The 25,360-nt window shown below is 72.2% G+C and carries 20 protein-coding genes, 4 tRNA genes and 1 pseudogene; 15 read left to right on the forward strand and 10 right to left on the reverse strand.

Features of this window, described 5'->3' with window-relative positions; all coding sequences use genetic code 11:
* The first annotated feature begins 23 nt into the window (after window positions 1–23).
* Window positions 24–2,273, forward strand: a complete 2,250-nt coding sequence (gene purL / locus EXE57_RS14020) for a phosphoribosylformylglycinamidine synthase subunit PurL (RefSeq protein ID WP_135078494.1) — start codon at window positions 24–26, stop codon at window positions 2,271–2,273.
* A 90-nt stretch (window positions 2,274–2,363) separates the two neighbouring features.
* Window positions 2,364–2,960 (forward strand): annotated as a pseudogene (locus tag EXE57_RS20230) (alpha/beta hydrolase family protein); the annotation flags it as partial.
* Here the strand turns inward: EXE57_RS20230 and EXE57_RS14030 are convergent.
* Window positions 2,949–4,316, reverse strand: coding sequence for an MFS transporter (locus EXE57_RS14030; RefSeq protein WP_208542858.1), 1,368 nt, complete (start codon window positions 4,314–4,316; stop codon window positions 2,949–2,951). The pseudogene EXE57_RS20230 and the gene EXE57_RS14030 sit on opposite strands and share 12 nt — an antisense overlap.
* A gap of 77 nt (window positions 4,317–4,393) precedes the next feature.
* Here EXE57_RS14030 and EXE57_RS14035 point away from each other — a divergent pair, with 77 nt between their 5' ends.
* Window positions 4,394–4,960 carry a helix-turn-helix domain-containing protein gene (locus tag EXE57_RS14035; RefSeq protein WP_135078498.1) on the forward strand — a complete coding sequence of 189 codons (567 nt, stop codon included), beginning with the start codon at window positions 4,394–4,396 and terminating at the stop codon, window positions 4,958–4,960.
* Between the two features lie 67 nt (window positions 4,961–5,027).
* On the opposite strand, the gene EXE57_RS14040 is transcribed toward EXE57_RS14035, so the two are convergent.
* The gene (locus tag EXE57_RS14040) at window positions 5,028–6,578 is read right to left on the reverse strand and encodes a M20/M25/M40 family metallo-hydrolase (RefSeq protein WP_135078500.1); all 1,551 of its coding nucleotides are present in this window, start codon (window positions 6,576–6,578) and stop codon (window positions 5,028–5,030) included.
* Between the two features lie 157 nt (window positions 6,579–6,735).
* On the opposite strand from EXE57_RS14040, the gene EXE57_RS14045 reads away from it, so the two are divergent.
* Together EXE57_RS14045 and EXE57_RS14050 are read left to right on the forward strand one after the other, a co-directional pair.
* Window positions 6,736–7,089, forward strand: coding sequence for a sterol carrier family protein (locus EXE57_RS14045; protein ID WP_135078502.1), 354 nt, complete (start codon window positions 6,736–6,738; stop codon window positions 7,087–7,089).
* Window positions 7,086–7,997 (forward strand): 2-hydroxyacid dehydrogenase, encoded by a 912-nt coding sequence (locus EXE57_RS14050; RefSeq protein WP_135078504.1) that lies wholly within the window; start codon window positions 7,086–7,088, stop codon window positions 7,995–7,997. The genes EXE57_RS14045 and EXE57_RS14050 overlap by 4 nt, the downstream gene beginning before the upstream one ends.
* 72 nt (window positions 7,998–8,069) lie before the next feature.
* Here the strand turns inward: EXE57_RS14050 and rocD are convergent, their stop codons facing one another.
* Window positions 8,070–9,299 carry an ornithine--oxo-acid transaminase gene (rocD, locus tag EXE57_RS14055; protein ID WP_135078506.1) on the reverse strand — a complete coding sequence of 410 codons (1,230 nt, stop codon included), beginning with the start codon at window positions 9,297–9,299 and terminating at the stop codon, window positions 8,070–8,072.
* A gap of 105 nt (window positions 9,300–9,404) precedes the next feature.
* On the opposite strand from rocD, the gene EXE57_RS14060 reads away from it, so the two are divergent.
* The gene (locus tag EXE57_RS14060; protein ID WP_135078508.1) at window positions 9,405–10,766 is read left to right on the forward strand and encodes a dipeptidase; all 1,362 of its coding nucleotides are present in this window, start codon (window positions 9,405–9,407) and stop codon (window positions 10,764–10,766) included.
* Between the two features lie 30 nt (window positions 10,767–10,796).
* Here the strand turns inward: EXE57_RS14060 and EXE57_RS14065 are convergent, their stop codons facing one another.
* The gene (locus EXE57_RS14065) at window positions 10,797–12,593 is read right to left on the reverse strand and encodes a sensor histidine kinase (RefSeq protein ID WP_167305912.1); all 1,797 of its coding nucleotides are present in this window, start codon (window positions 12,591–12,593) and stop codon (window positions 10,797–10,799) included.
* A 127-nt stretch (window positions 12,594–12,720) separates the two neighbouring features.
* On the opposite strand from EXE57_RS14065, the gene purF reads away from it, so the two are divergent.
* The 3 genes from purF (at window position 12,721) to EXE57_RS14080 (ending at window position 15,687) form a co-directional block, all read left to right on the forward strand.
* On the forward strand, window positions 12,721–14,250 hold the full coding sequence (gene purF / locus EXE57_RS14070; protein WP_135078512.1) for an amidophosphoribosyltransferase: 1,530 nt from the start codon (window positions 12,721–12,723) through the stop codon (window positions 14,248–14,250).
* Window positions 14,251–14,263: 13 nt separating this feature from the next.
* Window positions 14,264–15,328 (forward strand): phosphoribosylformylglycinamidine cyclo-ligase, encoded by a 1,065-nt coding sequence (gene purM, locus EXE57_RS14075; RefSeq protein ID WP_135078514.1) that lies wholly within the window; start codon window positions 14,264–14,266, stop codon window positions 15,326–15,328.
* A 170-nt stretch (window positions 15,329–15,498) separates the two neighbouring features.
* Window positions 15,499–15,687, forward strand: a complete 189-nt coding sequence (locus EXE57_RS14080; protein WP_135078516.1) for a DUF3073 domain-containing protein — start codon at window positions 15,499–15,501, stop codon at window positions 15,685–15,687.
* Between the two features lie 128 nt (window positions 15,688–15,815).
* Here EXE57_RS14080 and EXE57_RS14085 read toward each other — a convergent pair whose 3' ends face one another.
* The 3 genes from EXE57_RS14085 to EXE57_RS14095 form a co-directional block, all read right to left on the reverse strand.
* Window positions 15,816–16,898, reverse strand: coding sequence for a Glu/Leu/Phe/Val family dehydrogenase (locus EXE57_RS14085; RefSeq protein ID WP_135078518.1), 1,083 nt, complete (start codon window positions 16,896–16,898; stop codon window positions 15,816–15,818).
* A gap of 121 nt (window positions 16,899–17,019) precedes the next feature.
* On the reverse strand, window positions 17,020–19,821 hold the full coding sequence (locus EXE57_RS14090; RefSeq protein ID WP_167305913.1) for an ATP-binding protein: 2,802 nt from the start codon (window positions 19,819–19,821) through the stop codon (window positions 17,020–17,022).
* Window positions 19,822–19,917: 96 nt separating this feature from the next.
* Window positions 19,918–19,994, reverse strand: a tRNA-Phe gene (locus EXE57_RS14095).
* A gap of 132 nt (window positions 19,995–20,126) precedes the next feature.
* On the opposite strand from EXE57_RS14095, the gene EXE57_RS14100 reads away from it, so the two are divergent.
* From EXE57_RS14100 to EXE57_RS14110, 4 genes are all read left to right on the forward strand, one after another.
* Window positions 20,127–20,202, forward strand: a tRNA-Glu gene (locus EXE57_RS14100).
* A 23-nt stretch (window positions 20,203–20,225) separates the two neighbouring features.
* Window positions 20,226–20,303: transfer RNA gene (locus EXE57_RS19810), tRNA-Glu, on the forward strand.
* 77 nt (window positions 20,304–20,380) lie between these two features.
* A tRNA-Asp gene (locus EXE57_RS14105) sits at window positions 20,381–20,457 on the forward strand.
* Between the two features lie 70 nt (window positions 20,458–20,527).
* The gene (locus tag EXE57_RS14110; protein ID WP_135078522.1) at window positions 20,528–20,881 is read left to right on the forward strand and encodes a metallopeptidase family protein; all 354 of its coding nucleotides are present in this window, start codon (window positions 20,528–20,530) and stop codon (window positions 20,879–20,881) included.
* Here EXE57_RS14110 and EXE57_RS14115 read toward each other — a convergent pair.
* The gene (locus EXE57_RS14115) at window positions 20,872–21,795 is read right to left on the reverse strand and encodes an ATP-binding protein (protein WP_135078524.1); all 924 of its coding nucleotides are present in this window, start codon (window positions 21,793–21,795) and stop codon (window positions 20,872–20,874) included. The two genes, EXE57_RS14110 and EXE57_RS14115, sit on opposite strands and share 10 nt — an antisense overlap.
* A gap of 154 nt (window positions 21,796–21,949) precedes the next feature.
* Here EXE57_RS14115 and EXE57_RS14120 point away from each other — a divergent pair, with 154 nt between their 5' ends.
* Entirely contained in the window at window positions 21,950–23,431 is a 1,482-nt protein-coding gene (locus EXE57_RS14120) for an NAD(P)/FAD-dependent oxidoreductase (protein WP_135078526.1), read from the forward strand.
* 51 nt (window positions 23,432–23,482) lie between these two features.
* Window positions 23,483–24,004 carry a GNAT family N-acetyltransferase gene (locus EXE57_RS14125; RefSeq protein WP_135078528.1) on the forward strand — a complete coding sequence of 174 codons (522 nt, stop codon included), beginning with the start codon at window positions 23,483–23,485 and terminating at the stop codon, window positions 24,002–24,004.
* Between the two features lie 94 nt (window positions 24,005–24,098).
* Here EXE57_RS14125 and EXE57_RS14130 read toward each other — a convergent pair whose 3' ends face one another.
* Together EXE57_RS14130 and EXE57_RS14135 are read right to left on the reverse strand one after the other, a co-directional pair.
* Window positions 24,099–24,485, reverse strand: a complete 387-nt coding sequence (locus tag EXE57_RS14130; protein ID WP_135078530.1) for a hypothetical protein — start codon at window positions 24,483–24,485, stop codon at window positions 24,099–24,101.
* A gap of 200 nt (window positions 24,486–24,685) precedes the next feature.
* Window positions 24,686–25,360, reverse strand: a complete 675-nt coding sequence (locus EXE57_RS14135) for a response regulator (RefSeq protein ID WP_135078532.1) — start codon at window positions 25,358–25,360, stop codon at window positions 24,686–24,688.

Raw genomic sequence — 25,360 nt, forward strand, 5'->3', positions numbered from 1 at the left:
CACGCCGCCGGTAGATTGTCGCCGTGCTCGACACCGTCTCCCACGCCGCCCAGGACGCCGACCACGAGCAGCCGTGGGCCGAGCTCGGGCTCAAGTCCGACGAGTACGCGCGGATCCGCGAGATCCTCGGCCGGCGGCCGACCAGCAGCGAGCTGGCGATGTACTCGGTGATGTGGAGCGAGCACTGCTCCTACAAGTCCTCGAAGGTCCACCTCAAGCAGTTCGGTGAGATCCCGCAGGAGACGCCGGTCGGCAAGATGCTGGCCGGCATCGGCGAGAACGCCGGCGTCATCGACATCGGCCAGGGCTACGCGGTCACCTTCAAGATCGAGAGCCACAACCACCCGTCCTACGTCGAGCCCTACCAGGGTGCGGCCACGGGGGTCGGCGGCATCGTCCGCGACATCCTCGCGATGGGGGCCCGACCGGTCGCGGTCATGGACCCGCTGCGCTTCGGGCCGCTCGACGCCGACGACACCCACCGGGTGCTTCCCGGGATCGTGGCCGGTGTCGGTGGCTACGGCAACTGCCTCGGCCTACCCAACATCGGCGGCGAGGCCGTCTTCGACGAGTCCTACGTCGGCAACCCGCTGGTCAACGCCCTGTGCGTCGGGGTGCTGCGCCACGAGGACCTCCACCTCGCCAAGGCGGCCGGCACGGGCAACCGGGTGATCCTCTACGGCGCGCGCACCGGCGGCGACGGTATCGGCGGCGTCTCGGTGCTCGCCAGCGAGACCTTCGACGAGGGCGGGCCGGCCAAGCGGCCCAGCGTCCAGGTCGGCGACCCGTTCATGGAGAAGCTGCTCATCGAGTGCACCCTCGAGCTGTTCGCGGCCGGCGTCGTGACGGGCATCCAGGACCTCGGCGGCGCCGGCCTGTCGTGCGCGACCTCCGAGCTCGCCAGCGCCGGCGACGGCGGCATGCACGTCGACCTCGACCTGGTCCCGCTGCGCGACTCCACGCTCGCTCCCGAGGAGATCCTCATGAGCGAGTCGCAGGAGCGGATGATGGCGGTCGTCGAGCCCGCCGACGTCGCACGGTTCCTCGAGATCTGCGCCAAGTGGGACGTCGAGGCGACCGACATCGGTGAGGTCACCGACACCGGCCGGCTGCAGATCGACTGGCACGGCGAGCAGGTCGTCGACGTCCCGCCGCGCTCGGTGGCCCACGACGGACCGACGTACCACCGCCCCTTCGAGCGCCCGGAGAGCCAGGACGCGCTCCAGGCCGACCGGGCCGAGGACCTGCCGCGACCCAGCGGCGGCGACGAGCTGCGCGCGACGCTGCTGCGCCTCCTCGCCAGCCCGAACCTCTGCGACAAGTCGTGGATCACCGACCAGTACGACCGCTACGTCCGCGGCAACACCGTGCTCGCGCAACCGAGCGACAGCGGCATGGTCCGCGTCGACGAGGAGACCAACCTCGGGGTCGCCGTCGCGACCGACTGCAACGGCCGCTTCGCGCGCCTCGACCCGTACGCCGGGGCGCAGCTCGCCCTCGTCGAGAGCTACCGCAACGTCGCGACCGGTGGTGCCCGGCCGCTCGCGGTCAGCGACTGCCTCAACTTCGGCTCGCCCGAGGACCCCGCCGTGATGTGGCAGTTCGCCGAGGCGTGCCGGGGACTCAAGGACGCCTGCGTCGAGCTCGGCATCCCGGTGACCGGCGGCAACGTCAGCCTCTACAACCAGACCGGCACCACCGCGATCCTGCCGACGCCGGTCGTGGCAGTGCTGGGCGTGATCGAGGACGTCACCCGTCGGACGCCGACCGGCTTCCGCGAGGCCGGCCACGAGATCGTGCTGCTGGGCGAGACCCGCGCGGAGCTGTCGGGCTCGGAGTGGGCGCACGTGGTGCACGGACACCTCGGGGGACTCCCGCCCCAGGTCGACCTGCGCGCGGAGAAGGTCCTCGCCACGCTGCTCACCGACGCCGGCCGCGCCGGGCAGCTGAGCTCCGCCCACGACCTCTCCGACGGCGGGCTGGCGCAGGCGCTGGCCGAGTCGGTCCTGCAGGCAGGGATCGGCGCCCACGTCGAGCTCGAGGGCGACGCCTTCGTCGCGCTCTTCTCCGAGTCGGCCGCCCGCGCGGTCGTCACCGTCGCCCCCGACGCACTGCAACAGCTGCTGACGATGGCCGAGGCGCTGGGTGTCCCGGCCACGCGGATCGGGACCACCGGTGGCGACGCCCTGGTCGTCGAGGGTCAGCTCGGGATCACGGTCGAGGAGCTGCGGGACGCCTGGACCGCCACGCTGCCCGAGGCGCTCGGTCACTAGGGCGTGCCGCCGTCCCCGAGACTCGGACGCCGTGCCCTGCTCGGGGTGTCGGCGGCGACCCTGCTCGCCGGCTGCGGCGAGGATGACGCCATGAGCCCGCCCTCCGGCACCCGCACCCTCCGCTACGGGGAGGACCCCAGCCAGCTCGGCGAGCTGACGCTCCCCGGGGGGACGCCCCGCGGGGTGGTGGTCGTGGTCCACGGTGGCTTCTGGAAGTCGGCGTACGACCTGTCGCTGGGTCGTCCGCTCGCCGCCAGCCTGGTCGAGGAGGGCTGGGCCGCGTGGAACCTGGAGTACCGGCGCGTGGGGAACGGCGGCGGGACCCCCCAGACCTTCGACGACGTCGCCGCCGGGATCGACCGCCTGGCCGGGGTCGACGGACTCGACACCTCGGTCGTGCTGACGCTCGGCCACTCCGCGGGCGGCCACCTCGCCACCTGGGCCGCCGGCCGCCGGGACGCTCGGGTGCCGGTCACCGGCGTCGTCTCGCAGGCCGGGGTGCTCGACCTGGTGCGGGCCGACGAGCAGTCGCTCGGTGGGGGCGCCGTGGCGGCCCTGCTCGGCCACCCGGCCGGGCCCGGCGACGCGGCGTACGACCCCGCCCAGCAGGTGCCGCTCGACGTCCCCGTCCGGTGCGTCCACGGCCGCGACGACGACATCGTCCCCCTCGAGCAGTCACAGCGGTACGTCGACGCGGCGACCGCGGCCGGCGCCGACGCGACCCTCACCGAGGTCGACGGCGACCACTTCGTCGTCATCGATCCCGGTTCCGACTCCTGGCGCGTGCAGCTCGACCTGCTCGACGGGCTCGGCTGACGCCGCGGAGCCCGGCCAGTCGCGCGGCCGCGGCACCGAACGCACCGAGCGGGACAGGGTCGGGACCAGCGCCGCCAGCGCCGCCGCGACGAGCAGCCCGACGGTCGCGGCCTCCCCGCCGAACGTCTCGAGCAGCCAGCCGCCGAGCAGCGGCGCGAACGGGATCGTGGTGAAGCCGAGGAACTGGGACGACGACGCGATCCGTCCCTGCAGCGCGTCGGGGGTGATGGCGACGCGGTAGGACTGGGCGCCGGCATTGCCTGCCGGGTTGAGCAGCAGCCCGACGAACAGCATCGACCCCACCAGCCAGGGCGAGGACCAGAAGACCAGCGGGACCAGCAGCGGGACCCAGACCCAGGCGACGGCCATCGTGAGGTGTCCGGTGCGTACCCGGTCGATGACGAAGGGCGCGATCAGCGCCCCGATCACGCCGCCGGCACCGGCCAGCGCCTCGACCACCCCGATCGTCGTCGACGGGACGCCCTGCTCGACCAGCCGCACGACGGCGACGAAGAAGACTGCGTTCACGACCAGGTTGCACGCGGCCGAGAAGGCGGCCGTCGCCCGGAAGTAGGGCCGCGCGAGCAGGTAGCGCAGGCCCTCGACGAGCTCGCGGGTCGGACGGGCCCGCTCCCTGGGGACCGGTGAGAGGTCGGTCTCGACGCGCGCGACGGTCACGAACGAGATCGCGAAGGTCACCGCGTCGACCAGGAAGGGCATCGGCCGGCCGACGGCGTAGAGCAGGCCGCCGAGCGGCCCGCCGAGCAGGGCCGCGACGTGGTGGCGAGCCTGGTTCTGGCTGATCGCGGTCGGCAGCTCCTCGCGGGTGACGACGCTGCGGACGGCGGAGAGCTCGGTGGGCATGTAGAAGCCGGCCACCGCGCCGGTGCCCAGGGCCACGACCACCAGGTGCGGCAGGGTCAGGGCGCCGGCGAGCCCGGCCACCGCCAGCGACCCCGACAGCACCAGGCCGACGGCGCTGGCCGCCAGCAGCAGCGTGCGCCGGTCGACCTGGTCGGCGACCACGCCGGCCGGAAGCAGGACCAGCGCGATGCCGAGGGTGTACGCCGCGACCGGCAGCCCGGCCATCAGGGCGGAGCCGGTCAGGGCGTACCCGAGCAGGGGGAAGACGAACAGGCTCGCGCCGGTGCCGAGCTGGCTGACCGCCTCGCCCACCCACAACCGGGTGAAGTCTCGGTTGCGGGCGAGGGACCGGAAGCTGCTCATGGCACCCAACCGTAGATCCGCACCACTACTTGCGCAAGTACTCTTGCGCAACTAGTGCTGCGGATAGGGTGGGCGGCATGTCCCGCCCGATCCACGACCCGACGGTCCTGCGTGCCATCGCCCACCCACTGCGCAACCGGATCATGGGGGAGCTGAGTGCACAGGGGCCGCTGCGCGCCGCCGACCTGTCGCGCGAGCTCGGCGTCCCGGCCAACCAGGCGTCCTTCCACCTGCGCCAGCTCGCCAAGTACGGCCTGGTCGAGGAGGCGGTCGGCGAGGGTCGCGACCGTCGCGATCGCGTGTGGCGGCTGGTCGACGAGTCGGGGGTGACCCTGGACCTTGGCGAGCTGGAGAAGCAGCCCGGTGGCCGGGCCGCGGCCGCGGTCTTCCGGTCGCAGGCGTCGGCCTGGGCGCACGAGCTGGTCGACGCGGCCTACGCGGGCGAGCGCGCGCCGGACGACCACCGCTCGATCAGCGACGTGACGGTGCGGCTGAGCAAGGACGAGGCGCGCGAGCTCTCGGCGGAGCTCGCGGCGCTGATGGACGCGTGGACCAGGCGCACCCGCGGCCGCGACCCCGAGCGGCGGACCTACTCGTTCCTCGCAGTGCTCCAGCCCCACCCCGGTGGCAGCGCCTCCGACTGACGGGTCGGGACGTGCGACGCCCCCGGGAGCGGCGTGCACTCCCGGGGGCGTCGTGGTCAGACCTCGATCAGCGGGCGGCCTTCGGCGCGCCGTGGTGGTGGTCGGTGGCCTTCGACCGGGCAGGCGCCGGCGGCACCTCGTGACCGGTCCGGTCGCCGTTGACCGTGCGGGTCGACCGGGCGTACTTGGTCACCGAGTGCATGATCGCGGCGGTGTTGGCCTTCAGCGCGGCCCGGCTGACGTTGCCGAGGTCGTCGCACGCCTGGTGGTAGCAGGAGTCGTACGCCTCGCCGGCGGTGCCGCCGAACAGCTCGGCCTCCTCCTCGGACTTCACGCCCTCCGCACCGGTGAACAGGCCGCCGGCCGGGACGTTGAGGGCGATGAACGGGCCGTAGTCGCTGCGGCCGCTGAAGGCCGTCTCGACCGAGCCGGTGCCGATCTTGTCGAAGAACCGGGCGTACATCTTCTCGATCGCGGCCGAGCCCTCGGGAGCGGTCGCGGACTCCTCCGGCGGGAAGGCGTCGTTGTTGCCGTCGTACACGCCGAGCATGTAGTTCGGCGAGCCCACCATGTCGAAGTTGAGGTAGAGCGCGATGTTCTGGAACTTGCCGGGCTGGTTCTCCGCCATCTCGGCGACGTAGTGCTCCGAGCCGAGCAGGCCGTTCTCCTCGGCGCCCCACCAGGCGAAGCGGACCTTGTTGTTGGGGGTGCGCTTCATGTCGGCGACCGCCTCGGCGGTCTCGAGCAGCGCGGCGCTGCCGGAACCGTTGTCGTTGATGCCGTTGCCGCCGACGACGCTGTCGAGGTGGGCACCGGCCATGACGACGTTCTGGCGCGAGCCGCGGGTCTCGGCGGTGACGTTCCAGGTGGTGGCGATCTCGGACTGGGTGTCGGTCACGACGTGCGCGATCGTGCCGTCGGCGTCGAGCGCCTGGCCGTCGGCGAAGCTCACGCCGATGACCGGGAGGCCCACCGGGCCGCCGAGGGTGACGTTCTCGAGCAGCACGGAACGCTCGGGAGTGTTGCCCTGGTTCATCACGATGACGGCCACGGCGCCGGCCTCGAGGGCGTTGGTCGCCTTCTCGCCGAACGTGCAGACGCCGCGCTGGACGAGCGCGATGTTGCCGGCGGTGAAGCCCGCGAAGTCGGCGTCCTCGCAGCCGCTGGTGGAGTCGGCAGGGGTGACGAGCGCCAGGTCGACGCCCTCGACGGGTGCGGTGATGTCGCCGGCGCCGCTGTACTCGAGGGTGGAGAAGTCGACGCCCTCCTCGAAGGTGCGCGGGGTGGGGGCGGTCACCTCGAAGCTCGAGGGACCGAGCTGCTGGAAGAACGGGAAGTCGAACTCCTGCACCTGCGGCCGGTAGCCCGCGCGGGAGAGTCGCTTGACGACGTAGTCGCGGCTGGCCTCGTAGCCGGGCGTCCCGCTGGCGCGACCGCCGTGGCGGTCGCCGATCTCCTCGAGCTCGATCAGGTGGTCCATCACGCCGCGGACGGAGCCGTTGGCCTCGTGGCGTGCGGTGGGGCGTCCGGCTGCGTCGTCGTCGGCCGAGGCCGGGACGACGGTGGCGGCGGCCGCGATCAGCGCGGCCGTGCCGAGGAGAGCTGCGCCGCTGGTCAAGCGCGCGCGAGTGTGGTTCCGATTCACAGGGGTCCTCCGAAGACTCCGAGCAGTGTCCGACCCGGGTCGGGTCGGTAGCAGCAGAACCTAGGCCCCTGTGACCTCCCGCACAGCGAGCGACGCGCCGGGAGCCCTCCCGCCGTTCTAGGCTCGTCGCGTGCCTGCCCGACTGCGACGAGCCGACCCGGCCGAGGTGGCGACCGCCCTCGACCGTCGTACGCCCGCGGACGAGCGGCTGCTGACCAAGCACTTCCTCGCCGTGCTCTCCGAGCGTGCGCCCGGTCGCTCGGTCGAGATCCGGGTCCCGCCGTACGCCGCGGCCCAGGTGGTCGCCGGCATCCGGCACACCCGGGGCACCCCTCCGGCCGTCGTCGAGACCGATCCCGCGACCTGGCTCGCGCTGGCCACGGGGGAGCTGGCCTGGGGGGACGCGGTCGCCGCCGGTCGCGTCCGTGCCTCGGGCGAGCGCACCGACCTGTCCGCCCACCTGCCGCTCCTGGAGGCCCCGTGATCGTCTCGTTCCCCAACGCAGAGCTCCGCGACGCCGTCGGCGAGGTGTCGGGGGTGGAGGCCGTCCTCTGGGACGGGGTGGCCGACCCCGACCCGCGGATCGAGATGTGCGTCCCCGACTACCGTGACCTTCGCACGATGCACCGGCTCGGGGAGCTGCCGGCGCTCAGGGTGGTCCAGACCCAGCTCGCGGGCTTCGACGGGCAGCTCGAGCTGCTGCCGGACGGGGTCACCCTCTGCAACGCCGCCGGCGTCCACGACGACGCCACGGCCGAGCACGCCGTCGGCCTGCTGCTGGCGGTGTGGCGCCGGATCCCCGAGGCCGTGCGTGGTCACGGCACCTGGCAGCAGCTGCGCCCCGGGATGCGCTCCCTCGCCGACTCACGCGTGATGGTCCTGGGCTACGGCTCGATCGGTCGTGCCCTCACCCATCGGCTGCTCGCCCACGGTGCGCGGGTGACCGCGGTCGCCACCCGCGCCCGTGAGGACGACCTGGTCGGCCCGGTGCACCCGGTGGAGGAGCTTCCGGGCCTGCTGCCGACGATGCACGCCGTGGTCGTGCTGCTCCCGCTCAGCGAGCGCACGCAGGGGTTCGTGGGTGCGGACTTCCTGGCCGCGCTCCCCGACGGTGCCCTCGTCGTGAACGTCGCGCGCGGGGGAGTCGTCGACACCGACGCGGTGATCGCCGAGGCGGGCAGGCTGTCCTTCGCGCTGGACGTGACCGACCCCGAACCGCTCCCCGACGGTCACCCGCTGTGGGACGCACCCGACGTGCTGGTCACCCCCCACGTCGCGGGCGGCACCACGGCGATGCTGCCGCGCATGTCCGCGCTGGTGCGCGAACAGCTCGGCCGGTACCTCGCCGGCCATCCGCTCCGGAACGTGGTCGCGGGCCCCGACCGCGGATAGTCCGTCACGGACTGGTCCTCGGGTCGCCCGATCGACGACCGTTCCGTGACGCACTATCTCGCGAGCAGCCGCTCAGCCACGCGAGACGATCTTCGCGAACGACGCGACGAGCAGGTCGAGGTCCTCCTCGCTCGCCACCAGCGGCGGGGCGAGCCGGACGGTCTGGCCGTGCGCCTCCTTGGCGAGGATGCCGTCCTCGAGCAGCGACTCGGTGACCTCGCGGCCGGTGGCCAGGCCGGGGTCGATGTCGATGCCGGCCCACAGGCCGCGCACCCGGACCGCCTCGAAGCCGTTTCCGACCATCGGCTCGAGCCCGGCAGCGAGGTGGGCGCCGAGCTTCTCGGCCCGCGCCTGGAACTCGCCGGTCTCCAGCATGCTCACGACCTCGTGGCCGATCGCCGCCGCCAGCGGGTTGCCGCCGAACGTGGACCCGTGCGAGCCCGGGGTGATGACCTCCAGCACGTCGCCGTTGGCCGCGACGGCGGAGACGGGGTAGAGCCCGCCGCCCAGCGCCTTGCCGAGGACGTACATGTCGGGCACGACGTCCTCGTGGTCGCACGCGAAGGTCCGGCCGGTCCGGGCCAGGCCGGACTGGATCTCGTCGGCCAGCATCAGGACGTTCTCGCTGTTGCAGAGCGTGCGGACGTCGCGCAGGAAGCCGTGCGGCGGGATGATCACGCCGCCCTCGCCCTGGATCGGCTCGAGCAGCACCGCGACGGTGTCCTGGTCGACAGCGGCCCGCAGCGCCTCGATGTCGCCGTACGGCACCAGCCGGAAGCCCGGGGTGTACGGCGCGTAGTGCTGGGTCGCCACCGAGTCGGTCGAGAACGACACGATGGTGGTGGTCCGGCCGTGGAAGTTGCCCTCCATCGCCACGATGTTGGCGCGGCTCTCGTGGACCCCCTTGACCAGGTAGCCCCACTTGCGGGCGACCTTGATCGCGGTCTCGACGGCCTCCGCGCCGGAGTTCATGGGCAGCACCATCTCCTTGCCGGTCAGCGCCGCGAGGTCGCGGGCGAACGGGCCGAGCTGGTCGTTGTAGAAGGCGCGCGACGTCAGCGTGAGCTTGTCGAGCTGCTCGTGGGCGCGGGCGAGCAGCCGGGGGTGGCCGTGGCCGAAGTTGAGCGCGCTGTAGCCGGCGAGGCAGTCGAGGTAGCGGCGCCCCTCGACATCGGTCACCCACGCGCCCTCGCCCGAGGTGAGCACCACGCGCAGCGGGTGGTAGTTGTGGGCCGCGTACCCCTCGGTGAGCTCGATGTGGGCCGCGGTCGCGTTCTGGTGACGGGTGATCGACTCGGTCATGTCGCCATGATGGACCCCCGACCCCCGGACCGCCAAGTTATTGTCTGACAATCTGGGAAATGGGGTCCCGGGGCCCCTCGATCACGCTCCGGTACGTTGACGCCCATGACCCCGCCGTACGACGCCGAGCAGCTGCGCGCCCGGGTGGCCGAGGTGCTGCCGGGCATCCGTCGAGACCTCGAGGACCTGGTCCGGATCGAGTCCGTCAGCGCCGACCCGGCGCGTGCCGGGGAGGTGCAGCGGAGCGCCGAGGCGGTCCGCGCGCTCTTCGAGGCCGAGGGCTGCGCGACGGAGATCGTCAGCGCCGAGGGCGGTGCCCCGGCCGTGATCGCCCACAAGGCAGGCCCGGCGGGATCGCCCACCGTGCTGCTCTACGCCCACCACGACGTCCAGCCCGAGAACGACCACGCCGAGTGGGACTCCGCGCCCTTCGAGCCGACCGAGCGCGACGGTCGGCTGTACGGCCGCGGCGCGGCCGACGACAAGGCCGGCATCGTGGCCCACCTGGCTGCGCTGCGGATCTACGGCGACGACCTCCCGGTCGGCGTCACGCTCTTCGTCGAGGGTGAGGAGGAGGTCGGCTCCGACACCCTCGTCCCCCTCCTGCGCGAGCACCACGAACGGCTCGCGGCCGACGTGATCGTGATCGCCGACTCCGGCAACTGGGACATCGGCGTGCCTGCCCTGACCACCAGCCTGCGCGGCCTGGTCCGGGTCGACGTCGAGGTCCGGACCCTCACCCACGCCGTCCACTCCGGGATGTGGGGTGGCCTGGTCCCCGACGCCCTGATGACGCTCAGCCGGCTGATCGCGACCCTGCACGACGACACCGGCAACGTGGCCGTCGAGGGACTCGTGAGCGGTCCCGCGGCCGACGTCGACTACCCCGAGGAGCGGCTGCGCGCCGAGTCCGGGGCGCTGCCCGGCGTCCACTGGATCGGCGACGGCTCGACCGTGGAGCGGCTCTGGACCAAGCCGGCCCTCACCATCACCGGCGTCGACGCCCCGAAGGTCGACGGGGCCAGCAACACCCTCACCGCGGCCGCCCGCGCCAAGATCAGCCTCCGCATCGCCCCGGGCGACACCACCGCGAACGCGCTCGAGTGCCTGCGCCGTCACCTCGAGCAGCACGTCGCGTGGGGTGCCGACCTGACGGTCAGCGTCGTCGACACCGGCGAGGCGACCGCGATCGACGCGACCGGCCCGGCCTACGACGCCGCGCGCGACGCCTTCACCGAGGCCTGGGACGGCACCGAGCCGGTGGACATGGGTGTCGGTGGGTCGATCCCGTTCATCGCGGAGTTCCTCGAGACCTTCCCGCAGGCGTCGGTCCTCGTGACCGGCGTGGAGGACCCCGACACCCGCGCTCACGGCGCCAACGAGGGGCTCCACCTCGCCGAGTTCGAGCGGGTCGTGCTCGCCGAGGCGCTGCTCCTCGGCAACCTCGGAGGACGACCCGGGCGGTGACGCGCCCCGCTGAGCAGATGTGCCCCTCGGTCAGTGGGCCGGGACGCTGACCGTGAACGTGCTGCCGACGCCGAGCTCGGACTCGACCTCGATCCGGCCGCGGTGACGGTCGACGATCCGCTTCACGATCGCCAGGCCGAGCCCGGTGCCCGGCTCGCGCACCGCCTCGGGGTTGGTCGAGCGGAAGAACTCGTCGTAGAGGTGGTCGAGGTCGGCGGGGGAGATGCCGAGGCCCTCGTCGGTGACGGCGACGCGGACCTCGTCCCCCTCGCGCCACAGCCGGACACCGACGGTCCGGCCAGACGGGGTGTACTTCACCGCGTTGCTGAGCAGGTTGGTGACGACCCGGTCGAGCTCCCACGTGTCACCGCAGGCGGCGACGTCCTCGTCGGGCAGGTCGGTCGTGAGCGTGATCTGCTTCTGCCGTGCCTGCACCGCGATCAGGTCCACCACCTCGACGACGACCCGACGCAGGTCGACCGGGGCGGGGATGATGGCGTGGTCGGGGTCGCCGACCTTGGAGAGCAGCAGCAGGTCGTTGACGACCCGGCCCAGGCGCGTCGTGCCCCGGCCCATGGCGTCGACGGCGGTCCGGGACGCGGGGCTCAGCTCGGGCGCCGCCTCGAGCAGCTCGAGGTAGCCGGCGATCGCCGCGATCGGGTTCTTCAGCTCGTGGGAGACGGTCGCGATCAGCTGTCCCTTGTAGGTGTCGAGCGCGCGCAGCTCGACCACCAGCTGGTGCTCGCGCTCGAACGTACGGGCGTTGAGGATCACCCGGCCGAGGTCGTGGCCGATGTCCAGCGCGGCCGTACGGTCCAGCTCGGTCCAGTCGGGCGCCCCGGGCTCGCGGGTGAGCACGAGGTTGCCGAGGCACTCGGACCCGGCTCCGAGGGGCACGAAGAGCAACGAGGTGACCCCGATGGTGTCGAGGAAGCCCACGATCCGGCGCTGGTCGTCGGGGCTGATCAGGTCGGGGGCGGGCTGGTCGCCGGCCACGACCACGGTCGTCTGGTCCGACCACGCGGCGCGGGCGGCGAGCTCGGCGAGCTCGACCAGCTCCTCGGGCAGCTCGATGACCGCACCGTTGGAGGAGTAGATGGCGCCGGAGCCGGTGCCGTCCTCGTCGAAGGTCTGGATCCAGGAACCCTGCGAGCGGAACCCCTCGACGAGGCCCTCCTGGCAGTCGGCGAGGATCCGGGTGAGCCCCCGCTGGGCGCTGGCGCGGCGTACGACGTTCCGGGCGGTGTCGGCGAGCCGCACCTGCTCGGTCAGCTGCTCGCGCTCCAGCGTGGTCACCACGCTGCGGGCGGCCTGCACCGCGAACCGCTCGAGCAGCCGGCGCTGCTCGGGTCCGGGCCGGCGGCCGTTCTCGGGGACGTCGATCGCCAGCGTGCCGCGCAGCACGCCCTGGTCGTCGTGGAGCAGCGCGACGAGCAGGTCCATGGGGTGCCACGCGTCCGGAGCGTCGATCACCTCCATGTCGGGCACGACCCAGCCGTAGGTGTCGGCGACGCTGTCCGAGGTCAGCATCTCGGCAGGCAGGAACCGGAACTGGCCCCAGACCTCGGCCTGCTCGATCTCTGCGAGCAGGTCGGCCAGGGCCGTACGCCGCCCGATGATGATCTCGGAGCTGTCGTCGTCGCCGGCGTCGGCGATGACCTCGAGCTCCTCGGTACCGTCGCGAGCCGTCCGTACGACGCTGATGCTGGCGTAGCGGAACCCCACGATCTCCCGCACGCCCTCGGCGATCAGCTGTAGGGGCGCGCGGAACTCCTGGTCCGGTGCCGAGTCCCCCACGGCTGCCGGGTTGATCACTTGTCGACTCACGTGGCTTCCCCTGCTCCTGAGAGTCCCCCCGCGACGCATGCTACGGGTGGAGGTGCGCCGCTGTCCGCGACCTGGGAGAAGTCGCCCGATCCCGTGATCGGCCGCGGTCGCTTGTAGACTCCCCACCGTGCTCCGAGACAGCTGGAGCCGTCCCGGTGACGGCAGCCTGAGCGACGATCTCGACCCCCAAGAACGCGGCCCGCAGGACGAGTGCGGCGTCTTCGGGGTCTGGGCGCCCGGCGAGGACGTCGCCAAGCTCACCTACTTCGGCCTGTACGCGCTGCAGCACCGCGGCCAGGAGGCCGCCGGGATCGCGGTCAGCAACGGTCGCCAGATCCTGGTCTACAAGGACATGGGGCTGGTCTCGCAGGTCTTCGACGAGACCACCCTCGCCTCCCTCAAGGGGCACCTGGCGATCGGTCACTGCCGCTACTCCACGACCGGCGCCAGCGTCTGGAAGAACGCGCAGCCGACCTTCCGGCCCACCGCCGACGGCTCGATCGCCCTGGGCCACAACGGCAACCTGATCAACACCCACGAGCTCGTCGAGATGGTCGCGGAGCTGCCGCCCGCCAGCGACGAGCTCGACATCCACGCCCGCGACCTCGAGGCGTCCACCAACGACACGGGCCTGGTCACGGCGCTGCTGGCCCACCACCCCGACACCTCGCTCGAGCAGCGGGCGCTCGAGGTCCTGCCGACGCTGCGGGGCGCGTTCTCCATGGTGTGGATGAACGAGGACACCCTCTACGCCGCCCGCGACCCGCAGGGCATCCGGCCGCTGGTCCTGGGTCGCCTCGAGCGTGGCTGGGTCGTCGCCTCCGAGGACTCCGCGCTCGCCACGATCGGCGCCAGCGTGGTCCGCGAGGTCGAGCCCGGCGAGCTGGTCGTCATCGACTCCGAGGGGCTGCGCAGCCACCACTTCGCCGAGCCGGAGCCGAAGGGCTGCGTGTTCGAGTACGTCTACCTCGCCCGCCCCGACGCGACGATCAGCGGGCGCAGCGTCCACGAGGCGAGGGTCGAGATGGGTCGCCGCCTCGCGCGCGAGTTCCCGGTCGATGCCGACCTGGTGATGCCGGTGCCCGAGTCGGGCACGCCTGCCGCGGCCGGCTACGCCGAGGAGAGCGGGATCCCCTTCGGCCAGGGCTTCGTCAAGAACGCCTACGTCGGCCGTACCTTCATCCAGCCCAGCCAGTCGCTGCGCCAGCTCGGCATCCGGCTCAAGCTGAACGCCCTGCCCCACATGATCCGCGGCAAGAAGATCGTCGTCGTGGACGACTCGATCGTCCGGGGCAACACCCAGCGCGCGCAGGTCCGGATGCTGCGCGAGGCCGGGGCGCTCGAGGTCCACGTCCGGATCTCCAGCCCGCCCGTGAAGTGGCCGTGCTTCTACGGCATCGACTTCGCCACCCGCGCCGAGCTGATCGCCAACGGCCTCGACGTCGACGAGATCGCGGCGAGCGTCGGGGCCGACTCGCTCGGCTACATCTCGCTCGAGGGCATGGTCGAGGCGACCGGCCAGCCGGAGGACCGGCTCTGCAAGGCCTGCTTCACCGGCGAGTACCCGATCCCGCTCCCCGACGAGCGGCTGCTCGGCAAGCACCTGCTCGAGGCGTCGATCTCCTCGGAGTCGCTGCCGGTCCTCAACAACCCCTGATGGAGGAGAGCCCGTGACCGACCAGTCGGGGAACGCCTACGCCGCGGCCGGAGTCTCGATCGAGGCCGGCGACAAGGCGGTCGAGCTGATGAAGGGCTGGGTCGAGAAGGCCCGACGCCCGGAGATGATCGGCGGGATCGGCGGCTTCGCCGGGCTCTTCGACGCCTCGGCGCTCAAGGCGTACGACCGGCCGCTGCTCGCCTCCTCGGCCGACGGCGTCGGTACCAAGGTCGCCATCGCCCAGGCGCTCGACCGGCACGACACGATCGGCTTCGACCTGGTCGGGATGCTCGTCGACGACCTGGTCGTCTGCGGCGCAGAGCCGCTCTTCCTCACCGACTACATCGCCACCGGCCGGGTGGTCCCCGAGCGGATCGCCGCGATCGTCAAGGGCATCGCCGAGGCCTGCGTCGCGGCCGGATGCGCGCTGATCGGCGGCGAGACCGCGGAGCACCCGGGCCTGCTCGGTCCCGACGAGTACGACCTCGCGGGCTCGACCACGGGTGTGGTCGAGGCCGACCGGCTGCTCGGCCCGGGACGCGTCCGCCCCGGCGACGTCGTGGTCGCGATGGAGGCGAGCGGCCTGCACTCCAACGGTTACTCCCTCGTCCGCCACGTGCTGCTCGAGCAGGCGGGCTGGTCGCTGGACCGCCACGTCGACGAGCTCGGCCGCACCCTCGGCGAGGAGCTGCTCGAGCCGACCCGGATCTACGCCAAGGCCTGCCTGGCGCTGGCCGCGGAGACCGCCACCCACGCCATGTCGCACATCACCGGCGGTGGACTGGCCGCCAACCTGGCCCGCGTGATGCCGGTCGAGCTCGACGCCAGGATCGACCGCACCACCTGGACGCCGCAGCCGGTCTTCGACCTGGTCCGCCGGGTCGGGCACGTGCCGGACGCCGACCTCGAGCAGACCCTCAACTGCGGTGTCGGCATGGTCGCGCTGGTCGCTCCGGAGGATGCCGACCGGGCCGTGGCGGTGCTCGCCGGCCACGGCGTCCGGGCCTGGGCGGCCGGCGAGGTCGTCGGCGACGGGTCCGGCGAGGTCCGGCTGACGGGCGCCCACGCGGGCTGGTGACCGCCCGGCCGGGGCCGAATCGTGTCGAACGCGTCACTGTCTCCGGCGTGGGTGTGCGGGAACACCCACCCACCGGGTAGCGTTAGGGCCACGACAAACCAGACCGATCAGACCGGAGTCACGGTGAGGCCCACCGGCGACCCGGCCCAGTGTGCGAGGGGGCTGACCCTATGGGGCGCGGCCGAGCGAAGGCTAAGCAGACGAAGGTCGCACGCGACCTGAAGTACCGCACTCACGAGACGGACTTCGGTGCGCTGGCGCGTGAGCTCCACGGCGAGGAGGATCGTCCGCCGGAGCGGGCCGAGGAGCCCGACGAGCCCGACCAGTGGTCGGGCTACGCCGAGGGCGATCGGGACTAGCTCCCCTCTCTGAGGCCGACGCGTAGCGCCACCCTCGGAGGTCGAGGTGCGAGGCGCGCCGGCGCCCAGCCTCGAGACCCCGGAACCGTGGGCAGGACCTCTCCCGAGGTCCTGCCTCGTGGGTCGCCTCAGCGCAGGTGGATGCCGCGCAGCCGGTCCACGTCGCGCATCCGCTGCTCCGCGAGCCGGTCGGCGGCGACCGCCGGAGGGACCTGCTCGCGTCGGGCCAGCGCGAAGACGGCGCGGGTGGTGTCGAAGATGCCGCTCGCGCGCTGCTGGGCGCGCTCGAAGGAGAAGCCCTCGAGCTCGTCGGCCACCTGGATCAGCCCGCCGCTGTTGACGCAGTAGTCGGGCGCGTAGAGGATTCCCTGCTCCTCGAGCACCTTCTCGATGCCCGGGTGGGCGAGCTGGTTGTTGGCGGCGCCGCAGACGATCCGCGCCGACAGGGTCTCCACGACCTCGTCGGTGAGGGCGCTGCCGAGCGCGCACGGGGCGTACACGTCGAGCTCGGTCGCCACCAGGGCGTCGGTGTCGGCCACGACGCGCACCTGCGGGAACTCGGTGGTCACGCGCTCGACCGACGGCTGGTGCGGGTCCGTGACGACCACGGCCGCGCCGTCCTCGATCAGGTGGCGGACGAGGTGGTGGCCGACCTTGCCGACCCCGGCCACGCCGACGGTCCGGCCGGCCAGCGTGGGCTCGCCCCACAGCGTCTCCGAGGCCGCGCGCATCCCCTGGAAGACGCCGTACGCGGTGAGCACCGAGCTGTCGCCGGCCCCGCCGTGGGCGACGGTGCGCCCGGTGACGAAGTCGCACTCGCGGGCGACGTGGTCCATGTCCTCGGAGTAGGTCCCCACGTCGCAGGCCGTGAAGTAGCGGCCGTTGAGCGACTGCACGAAGCGGCCGTACGCGCGCAGCAGCGCCTCGGACTTCAGCGTGGCCGGGTCGCCGATGATGACGGCCTTGCCGCCGCCGAGGTCGAGCCCGGCCAGCGCCGCCTTGTAGGTCATGCCGCGCGAGAGGTTGAGCACGTCGCGGACGGCGTCGTCGGTGGAGGCGTACGGGTAGAAGCGGGTGCCGCCGAGGGCCGGGCCGAGGGCCGTGGAGTGGATCGCGATGATCGCGCGCAGTCCGGAGGCGGGGTCGTTGGCGAAGACCACCTGTTCGTGGGCGGACCCGACCTCGAAGACGTCGACGGGGGTGCTGGGCATCTGGGGAGACCACTTTCTGTGTCACGGAGCCACGCGGGTGGGTGGCCGGCTGCCGGGCCGCAGGGGTGGCGCGAGCCGGTGCGGCCAGCGTAGTCGCGTCGCCGCGTGGTCAGAAGTCGGCTCAGGCCCGCGCGGCGCGGGCGTCGGCCAGCGCCATCAGCGCGATCTCCATCTCCTGCACGAGCGTGGCGTACGCCGCGTCGGAGCCCTCGAGCTTGTCCAGGCGCCCCCGCTCCTCGAGGTCGTAGGCGGCCGCACCGACGCGCGGCAGGCCGAGGTTGAGCGCGCTGCCCTTGAGCTTGTGGGCCGAGGCGAGCAGCGCCTCGGCGTCGCGCTCGTGGACGGCCGCCCTGATCGCGCCGAGGTGGTCGCGCGCGTGGGCGATGAAGTTGCCCGAGCTGCGCTGGAAGAGGCTCTCGCCGTCCTTGACCATCTCGTGGAGCATCTCGATCCGCTCGACGTCGACGACGTCGGGTCCGGCCAGCTCGGGTCCCTCGTCCACGCCGGTCCCCTCGCGTCGTACGTCGGTCGCCGGCGACTCGCCGTGGCCGCTGATCCACTGGTGGAGCACCCGCTCGAGCCGGGCCAAGTCGACGGGCTTGGTGAGGAAGTCGTCCATGCCGGCGTCCAGGCAGCGCTCCCGCTCGCCCTCCAGGGCGGACGCGGTCATGGCGATGATCGGGATCCGGTGCCCGGGCCGCTCCTGCGTCCGGATCGCCCGGGTGGCGGCGAAGCCGTCCATCCGCGGCATCCGGCAGTCCATCAACACCGCGGCGAAGCCGTGGTCGCCCGCGAGCGCGGCGACCGCCTCGACCCCGTCACCCGCCACCGCGGCGTCGAAGCCGCCGTTCTCGAGCATGCCGACGGCGACCATCTGGTTGACCTGGTTGTCCTCGACCACGAGCACCCGCGCGCGGGGCGCGTCGGCCGGACGGCGGCCCTCGGTGGGCCGCTGCGGGTCGTGGACGGTGCCGATGGCGGGGTCGAGGTCGGCGGTGAAGCGGAAGGTGCTGCCGCGGCCCAGCTGGCTCTCCAGGGTGAGCCGCCCCCCGAGGGCACCCACCAGCTGCCGGGCGATGGTGAGACCCAGACCGGTGCCGCCGTGCCGCCTCGTCGTGGAGGGGTCGGCCTGGGTGAAGGCGTCGAAGAGCCGCTGCTGCGCGTCGGGGGCGATGCCGGGTCCGGTGTCGCTCACAGCGACCTCGAGCTCGATCGCGTCGGCGTGGTGGGAGGCGAGCCCGACCTCGATCCGGACCTCGCCGGAGTCGGTGAACTTGACCGCGTTGGAGCCGAGGTTGGCGATGACCTGGCCGAGCCGGGTCGAGTCGCCCCGCAGGTAGTCCGGCACCTCCGGCGCCACCTCGACGACCAGCGCGAGGCCCTTGTCGGCGGCCGGTCCGGCCAGCAGCCGGACGGTCTGGTCGAGGGTCGCCCGGACGCTGAAGTCGACGTGCTCGAGCTCGAGCTTGCCGGCCTCGATCTTGGACAGGTCGAGGATGTCGTTGATGATCGCGCGCAGCGTCAGGCCGGCCCCGTGGAGAGCGTCGGTCAGCGACCGCTGGTCCTCGTCGAGGTCGGTCCGCAGCAGCAGGTCGGTGAGCCCGATGACGCCGTTCATCGGCGTACGGATCTCGTGGCTCATGGTGGCGAGGAATCGCGACTTCATCCGCGACGCCTCCATCGCCTGGTCGCGGGCCTCCGCGAGCTCCGCAGCCGCGCGCTCGCGCTCGGCGACGCGGCCGAGCATCGTGGAGATCTGGTCGAGGAGGTCCTGGGAGTGCATGTCGGGCGGCGCCTCGTCGGCCAGCACCTCCACCACGCACGCCACGCCCTCGGCGTGCCGGACCGGGATCGCGACCAGGCTGTGGGTGTCCTCGTGGCCGCGGACCTGCCGGACGGTGATCTCGCCGCGGCGGTAGCAGACGGCGGCCAGGCCGGGGTCGGGCTCGATGCCGAGCGGCGGCTCGCCGGGGACGAGGACCAGCGGCACCAGGGCGCTGTCGTCGTGCTCGGGCAGGTAGGCGACCAGGGCGTCCCACCCCGGGGTGCTGCTCACCGCCTCGGCGGTGCGGAGGAGCGTCTCGACCAGGCTCATCGACTGGTTCGCCACGACGGCGACCTGCCGCAGCAGTGCCGTACGCCGGGTGGCCTCGGCGAGCTCGTGGTCGGCGACGACCTTCTCGGTGATGTCCTGGTCGGTCCCGGCCATCCGGACCGCCTTGCCGGAGGCGTCGCGCTCGGCACGGCCTAGCCCGCGCAGCCAGCGCACGGCGCCGTCGGTCCGGACGATCCGGGCGTGCCACTCGAACTCGTCGGCACCGTCGAAGATGCTGTCCACCGCGGTCTGCACCGCGTGGCGGTCCTCGGGGTGGATGTAGTCGAGGAACCCCTCGTAGGTCGAGGCGAACTGCTCCGGCGTCAACCGGTAGATGCGGTAGAGCTCGTCGGACCACGTCACCGTGTCGGTGACCACGTCCCACTCCCAGCTGCCGATCTGGGCGATCGCCTGCGCCTCCGCGAGCCGCTTCTCGCGGTCGCGCAGCGCGTCGATCAGCTCGCGGCGCTCGGTGAAGTCGGTGTAGCGGTGGAGGTAGCCGACCAGATCGCCGGCGTCGTCGTGGACCGGTCGCCAGCTGGCGAGCAGCCAGATCGGCTCCCCGTCCGGGCGGAGGTACATCGTCTCCATGTCGTCGTGCCCGGGGTCGCCCGCGCGGGCGCGCGCCATGTGCTCGGCGAACTGCACCTTGCCGACCTCGTCGTGGACGTCGTAGGCCGTGAGCGTGGCCATCTCCTCGGGCGTGCGCCCCAGCAGGTCGGCCATGCAGGTGTTCGACCAGAGCGTGCGGCCCTCGCCGTCGAGCAACCAGATGCCGTCGGTGCTGGCTTCCACCAGGTACCGGAACAGCTTCGGGTCCGAGATCATGGGCTCCATCATGGCGTGCCGGGGCGGATGTCGCAGCGTTCTGGGGGGCAAGCGGACGACGAAGGGCCGCACCCGAGGGGTGCGGCCCGACGTGCGTGGTGGCCAGGGGCGGGGTCGAACCGCCGACCTATCGATTTTCAGTCGATCGCTCGTACCAACTGAGCTACCTGGCCGTGCGTTGGGGCGCCCGAGGGTGCCGCCGACAGCGAGGGAGACCATACCGGAGACGTCGTGGGGGCTCCTATTCGGGAGGGGCGGGATTGGTCGGCCCCGGAGCGCTCGCCCTATGCTGTGCGGGCAGTCCTGCCCCCATCGTCTAGCGGCCCAGGACCCCGCCCTTTCACGGCGGTAGCACGGGTTCGAATCCCGTTGGGGGTGCCAACAATGCGCGGTCGGACGATGGGGCCATCGCCTAGCGGGCGGGCTGTCCGGGACCCCGCCCTTTCACGGCGGTAGCACGGGTTCGAATCCCGTTGGGGGTGCTCCCGCTCCGCACCACCTCCCCGATTGGGAACCGGTGCCGGACGTGGGTTAGAGTTCCACCGCTTCACCAATGCAAGGCCCCGTAGCGCAGTTGGTTAGCGCGCCGCCCTGTCACGGCGGAGGCCGCGGGTTCGAGTCCCGTCGGGGTCGCCACCACCACACCGCCTGCAGATCGACCGGTCTGCAGGCGGAGTGCATTTCCGCCGGCTCCTAGGCTGGCCCCATGCCGGTCGAGATGGGTCGCGAGGAGTTCGAGCGGCTGGTCGACGCCGCGCTCGACGAGATCCCCGACGAGCTCGCCTCGCTCATCCGCAACGTCGTGGTGCTGGTGGAGGACGACCCGCCGGCCGACGACCCCGACCTGCTCGGCCTCTACGACGGGGTCGCGCTCACCGAGCGCGGCGGCGAGCCCGGCATGGTGCTGCCCGACCGCATCTTCGTCTTCCGGCACCCGCTGCTCGACTTCTGCGACGACGAGGCGCAGCTGGCCGAGGAGGTCCGGATCACCCTGGTGCACGAGGTGGCCCACCACTTCGGCATCGACGACGACCGGCTCCACGCGCTCGGCTACGCCTGAGCGACCGCCCCGCCCCACCGACGGGGGGCGTGACCCGACCCCTGCCGGGTGAACTCGCTGAAGAACCAGGTCTGGAAGTGGACTTGCGACTCGGTCCGCGCCAGCGAGAGCAGCTGCTGCTGCCGGCAGAACTCGTCGGCGAAGTCGAGCAGCTCCACGAAGCGGCCCATCGTCTCGGCCTCGTCCGCGGAGACCGGCACGTCCAGGTCGACGGCCTCGCGACCCTCGGCGCGGGCCCGGCGGACCTCGTCGGCGTCGAGCCCGTCCTGGACCTCGCGCTGCAGCGAGCCGAAGAGGTCGGCCAGGGACTTGGCGAGGGGGTACTTGTCCTCGTGGGCGAGCGCGAGGAGGCGTACCTCCCGACGCAGCTCGCGGTAGTGGGTCTCGAACTCCGCCAGGGCCCGGATCGGCGCGCCGAGCAACCGGACGTGGATGGTGTCGCGCTCGGACCGCTTGGGCGGCTCGGGCAGCCCGGTCACCGCCCCGGTGACCCCCTGCTCGCGCGCGTTGGTCGCGGGGACGAACCACATGACCTTCCCGCTGTCCTCGATGTCGGCCCCCCACGCCTCCGCGCAGCGGGCGACGATGTCCAGGCCCCGGCCGAAGGTGAGCAGCAGCGTCTCGTCGTCGGGCGGCAGGGCCTGGTCGGCCAGCAGGTGGGGCATCACCGGCGGGTCGGTCGAGCCGTCGCGGACCTCGACGCGCGGGTGCGCCAGCGTGCCACGCACGCGGACGGAGATCGGGTCGGTGGCGTGCAGCACCGCGTTGGTGACCAGCTCGGAGACGCCCAGCTCGGCGGTCTCGACGAGCTCGGGGCGACCGATGTCGGTGATCGTCTCGATCACCCACCGCCGGGCCCGGTGCACGCTGTGGGGCACGGGGACCACGGAGAGCGCGGGCCTGTTCAGCGACACAGTCTCCCCCTCACGTCACTCCTCGGTGGGGACGCCGGGACCCGTCCGTGTGCGCGACATGGGCCAAACCTACGACACGTTGGCGTCCCGGAGGGTGAGGAAGGCCATGTGGGCAGGATTCCGGCTCCGGCGCCCGACGCGGGACAATGGAGTCATGGAGACCACGAAGGACACCGGAACCCGGCCGCACCGGGTCGTGGTGATCGGCTCCGGCTTCGGGGGGCTGTTCGGCGCGAAGGCGCTGCGCCGCTCCGACGTCGAGGTGACCATGATCGCCAAGACGACCCACCACCTCTTCCAGCCCCTGCTCTACCAGGTCGCGACCGGCATCCTGTCCGAGGGCGAGATCGCGCCCCCGACGCGCGAGATCCTGAGTGGTCAGAAGAACGCCCAGGTGCTGCTCGGCGAGGTCACCGCGATCGACCTGGAGAGGCGCGAGGTCACCTCCACCGTCCTCGGCCGGCCCACGGTCACGCCGTACGACTCGCTGCTCGTGGCCGCGGGCGCCACCCAGTCCTACTTCGGCAACGACCACTTCTCCGAGTTCGCGCCCGGCATGAAGAGCATCGACGACGCCCTCGAGCTGCGGGGGCGGATCTTCGGCGCCTTCGAGATGGCCGAGCTCGGTGCCAGCCGCGGCGACGACGTCGACCACAACCTGACCTTCGTCGTGGTGGGCGCCGGGCCGACCGGCGTCGAGATGGCCGGCCAGATCGCCGAGCTCTCGCGCCGTACGCTCCGCAAGGACTTCCGGGCGATCCAGACCCACCACGCCAGGGTGATCCTGCTCGACGCCGCGCCGCAGGTGCTGCCGCCCTTCGGGCACCGGCTCGGCGAGAAGACCAAGCAGGAGCTCGAGAAGCTCGGCGTCGAGGTGATCCTCGGGGCGATGGTGACCGACGTCGACGAGCGCGGCATCCAGATGAAGTTCAAGGACGGACGGGTCGAGACGATCCATGCCGTCACCAAGATCTGGGCCGCGGGCGTGCAGGCCAGCCCGCTGGGCCGGACGCTGTCCGAGCAGACCGGCGCGCCGCTGGACCGTGCCGGCCGGATCGCGGTCAACCCCGACCTGACGCTGCCGGGTCACCCCGAGGTGTTCGTGGTCGGCGACATGATCTCGCTCGACAACCTGCCGGGGGTCGCTCAGGTGGCGATCCAGGGCGCCAAGTACGCCGCCAAGGAGATCGACGGCCGGCTCAGCGGCAAGGCCCCGCAGCCGCCGTTCAAGTACTTCGACAAGGGCTCGATGGCGATCATCAGCCGCTTCCGCGCCGTCGCCATGGTGGGCAGGCTGCGGCTGACCGGCGTCATCGCGTGGCTGATGTGGCTGGCGGTCCACCTCGTGTACATCACCGGCTTCAAGAACCGGATCACCGCACTGCTCCACTGGTTCGTCTCGTTCCTCGGCCGCGGCCGGTCGGAGCGCACGAGCACCGAGCAGCAGATCTTCGGCAGGTCCGCGCTCGCGCGGCTGCAGGGCGGCGCCGCCGACCTCGTCTCTCGTCCGGGTGCCTACGACGAGGCGCGGGACATGATCGAGAAGACCCGTCGGGCCGAGCTCGAGGCGCAGGCCGCCGAGGAGTCGCGGCTCACCGACGAGGGCGTGCGCGGGGTGCCGGCCGAGCAGCGCTGACCAGCACGAAACTCGGTGGCGGGGTCGCCGCGTCCACAGCACGATGAGCCCATGACCGGGCTCGTGCGACCCGACCTCCGCCACCACCCCTCGTGGGCGAGCGCGGTGCGCGAGTTCGGGGAGGACGGCACCACGATGCACGGCGGAGGGCTCTGGGACCTCGACACCCGTGATCTGGGTCGGGACGCGCTGGCGACCGAGGTCGAGCGGTTGCTGGCGCAGTCCGACCCCGCCACCGAGCTGCCCGACGGGATCGTCCCGTGCAGCTACTACTGGATCGTCGAGGGCGAGGAGTTCCTCGGCTACCTCGCCGTCCGCCACGCGCTCAACGACTGGCTCCACGACTACGGCGGTCACCTCGGCTACAGCGTGCGCCCCTCCCGACGCGGCGAGGGCCATGCCGGCCGCGCCCTCGCGCTCGGCCTCGACCAGGCTCGCGCCATCGGCCTCCACCGGGTCCTGATCACCTGCGACGAGGACAACCTCGCCTCCCGCCGCACCATCGAGAGCGCCGGCGCAAGCTACGAGGACACCCGCGACGTCAAGCGTCGCTACTGGTTCGACCTCGACTGAGGGTCGAGCGCGTGGACGAGGGCTGCCCGGTCGCCCCGCGCAGGGCGGTGGCCTGCCGGTCCTCCGGCGGCGTGACCACCGTTGTCGGCACCGTCTACGCCCCGTTCTCGTCGGCCTCGAGCTCGTCGGCCTCGTGCTCATCGGCCTCGTGCTCGCCCCGCTCGTCCTCGTCCCGCTCCCGCTCGTCGCGCTCGTTCTCCCGCTCGTCCCGCTCCCGCTCGTCGCGCTGGTTCTCCCGCTCGTCCCGCTCGTTCTCGTCCCGCTCCCGATCCTCGCGCTGGTTCTCCCGCTCGTCGGTCTCGTTCGCGTCGAGCTCGACGAGGGACGTGCGCTCCGGTCGACGCTCCTCGGATGAGGTGTCAGTAGGTGCGCACGCCGAGAAGGTGGACAGCAGGAACGAGACGAGGACGATCAGCCAGAGGATGTGGCCTTCGCGACCCAGGCTCCGCCGAGTGGTGGAGCTTCTGTTTGCTGAAAACATGAGGTTCTCCTGTGTCATCGTGAGAGCGGCCGCCGGTCGGTGTGCCGTGTCATCGATTCTCGTGAGGCCCTCGGCGTGTCGCGTCCCGGCAGGCGCCCCACTCGACCCCCGGCTAGCCCTACCTGCGGCAGCCGTGTAACCCGCGGGCCGGGACCATTCCAGGGCGTGTCGACACGCCGCAGTTCCTCCCGGGCAGCGCTTCAGCGGGCCTCGAGGAACGTGATCACGGCCAGGACGCGGCGGTGGTCGCTGCTGGAGCCGGGGAGGTCCAGCTTCGTCAGGATGCTCCCGACGTGCTTCTCGACGGTTCCTTCCGCGACCCACAGCTGCTGCGCGATCCCACCGTTCGAGCGGCCCTCGGCCATCAGCGCCAGGACCTCGCGCTCACGCTCGCTCAGCACCGCCAGGGGATCGTTCCGTCGCTGGGCGCCGACGAGCTCCTGCACGAGCGCCGGGTCGACGACCGAGCCTCCGAGCGCGACCCGACCGACATTGTCGAGGAACTCGTCGACGTCGAGGACGCGGCTCTTGAGCAGGTAGCCGATCCCGCGACCGGAGGCCAGCAAGGTCATGGCGTGCTCGACCTCCACGTGGGCGGACAGCACCAAGATCGCGACGTCGGGAAGCTCCTCGCGGATGGTGCGAGCGGCCTCCAGGCCCTCGGTCCCGTGGTCCGGTGGCATCCGGATGTCCACGACCACGAGGTCGGGCTCGAGTTCGCGCGTGACGGAGAGGAGCTCGGAGCCGTCGCCGACCTGGCCCACCACCTGGAAGCCCTGCTGCTCGAGCAGGCGTGCGAGACCCGCACGGAGCAGCACGTCGTCATCGGCCAGGACGACGCGGATCACACGGTCCGGACTCGCCTCCACCGTCAT

It is taken from the genome of Nocardioides euryhalodurans, from assembly GCF_004564375.1.
Lineage (GTDB): Bacteria > Actinomycetota > Actinomycetes > Propionibacteriales > Nocardioidaceae > Nocardioides > Nocardioides euryhalodurans.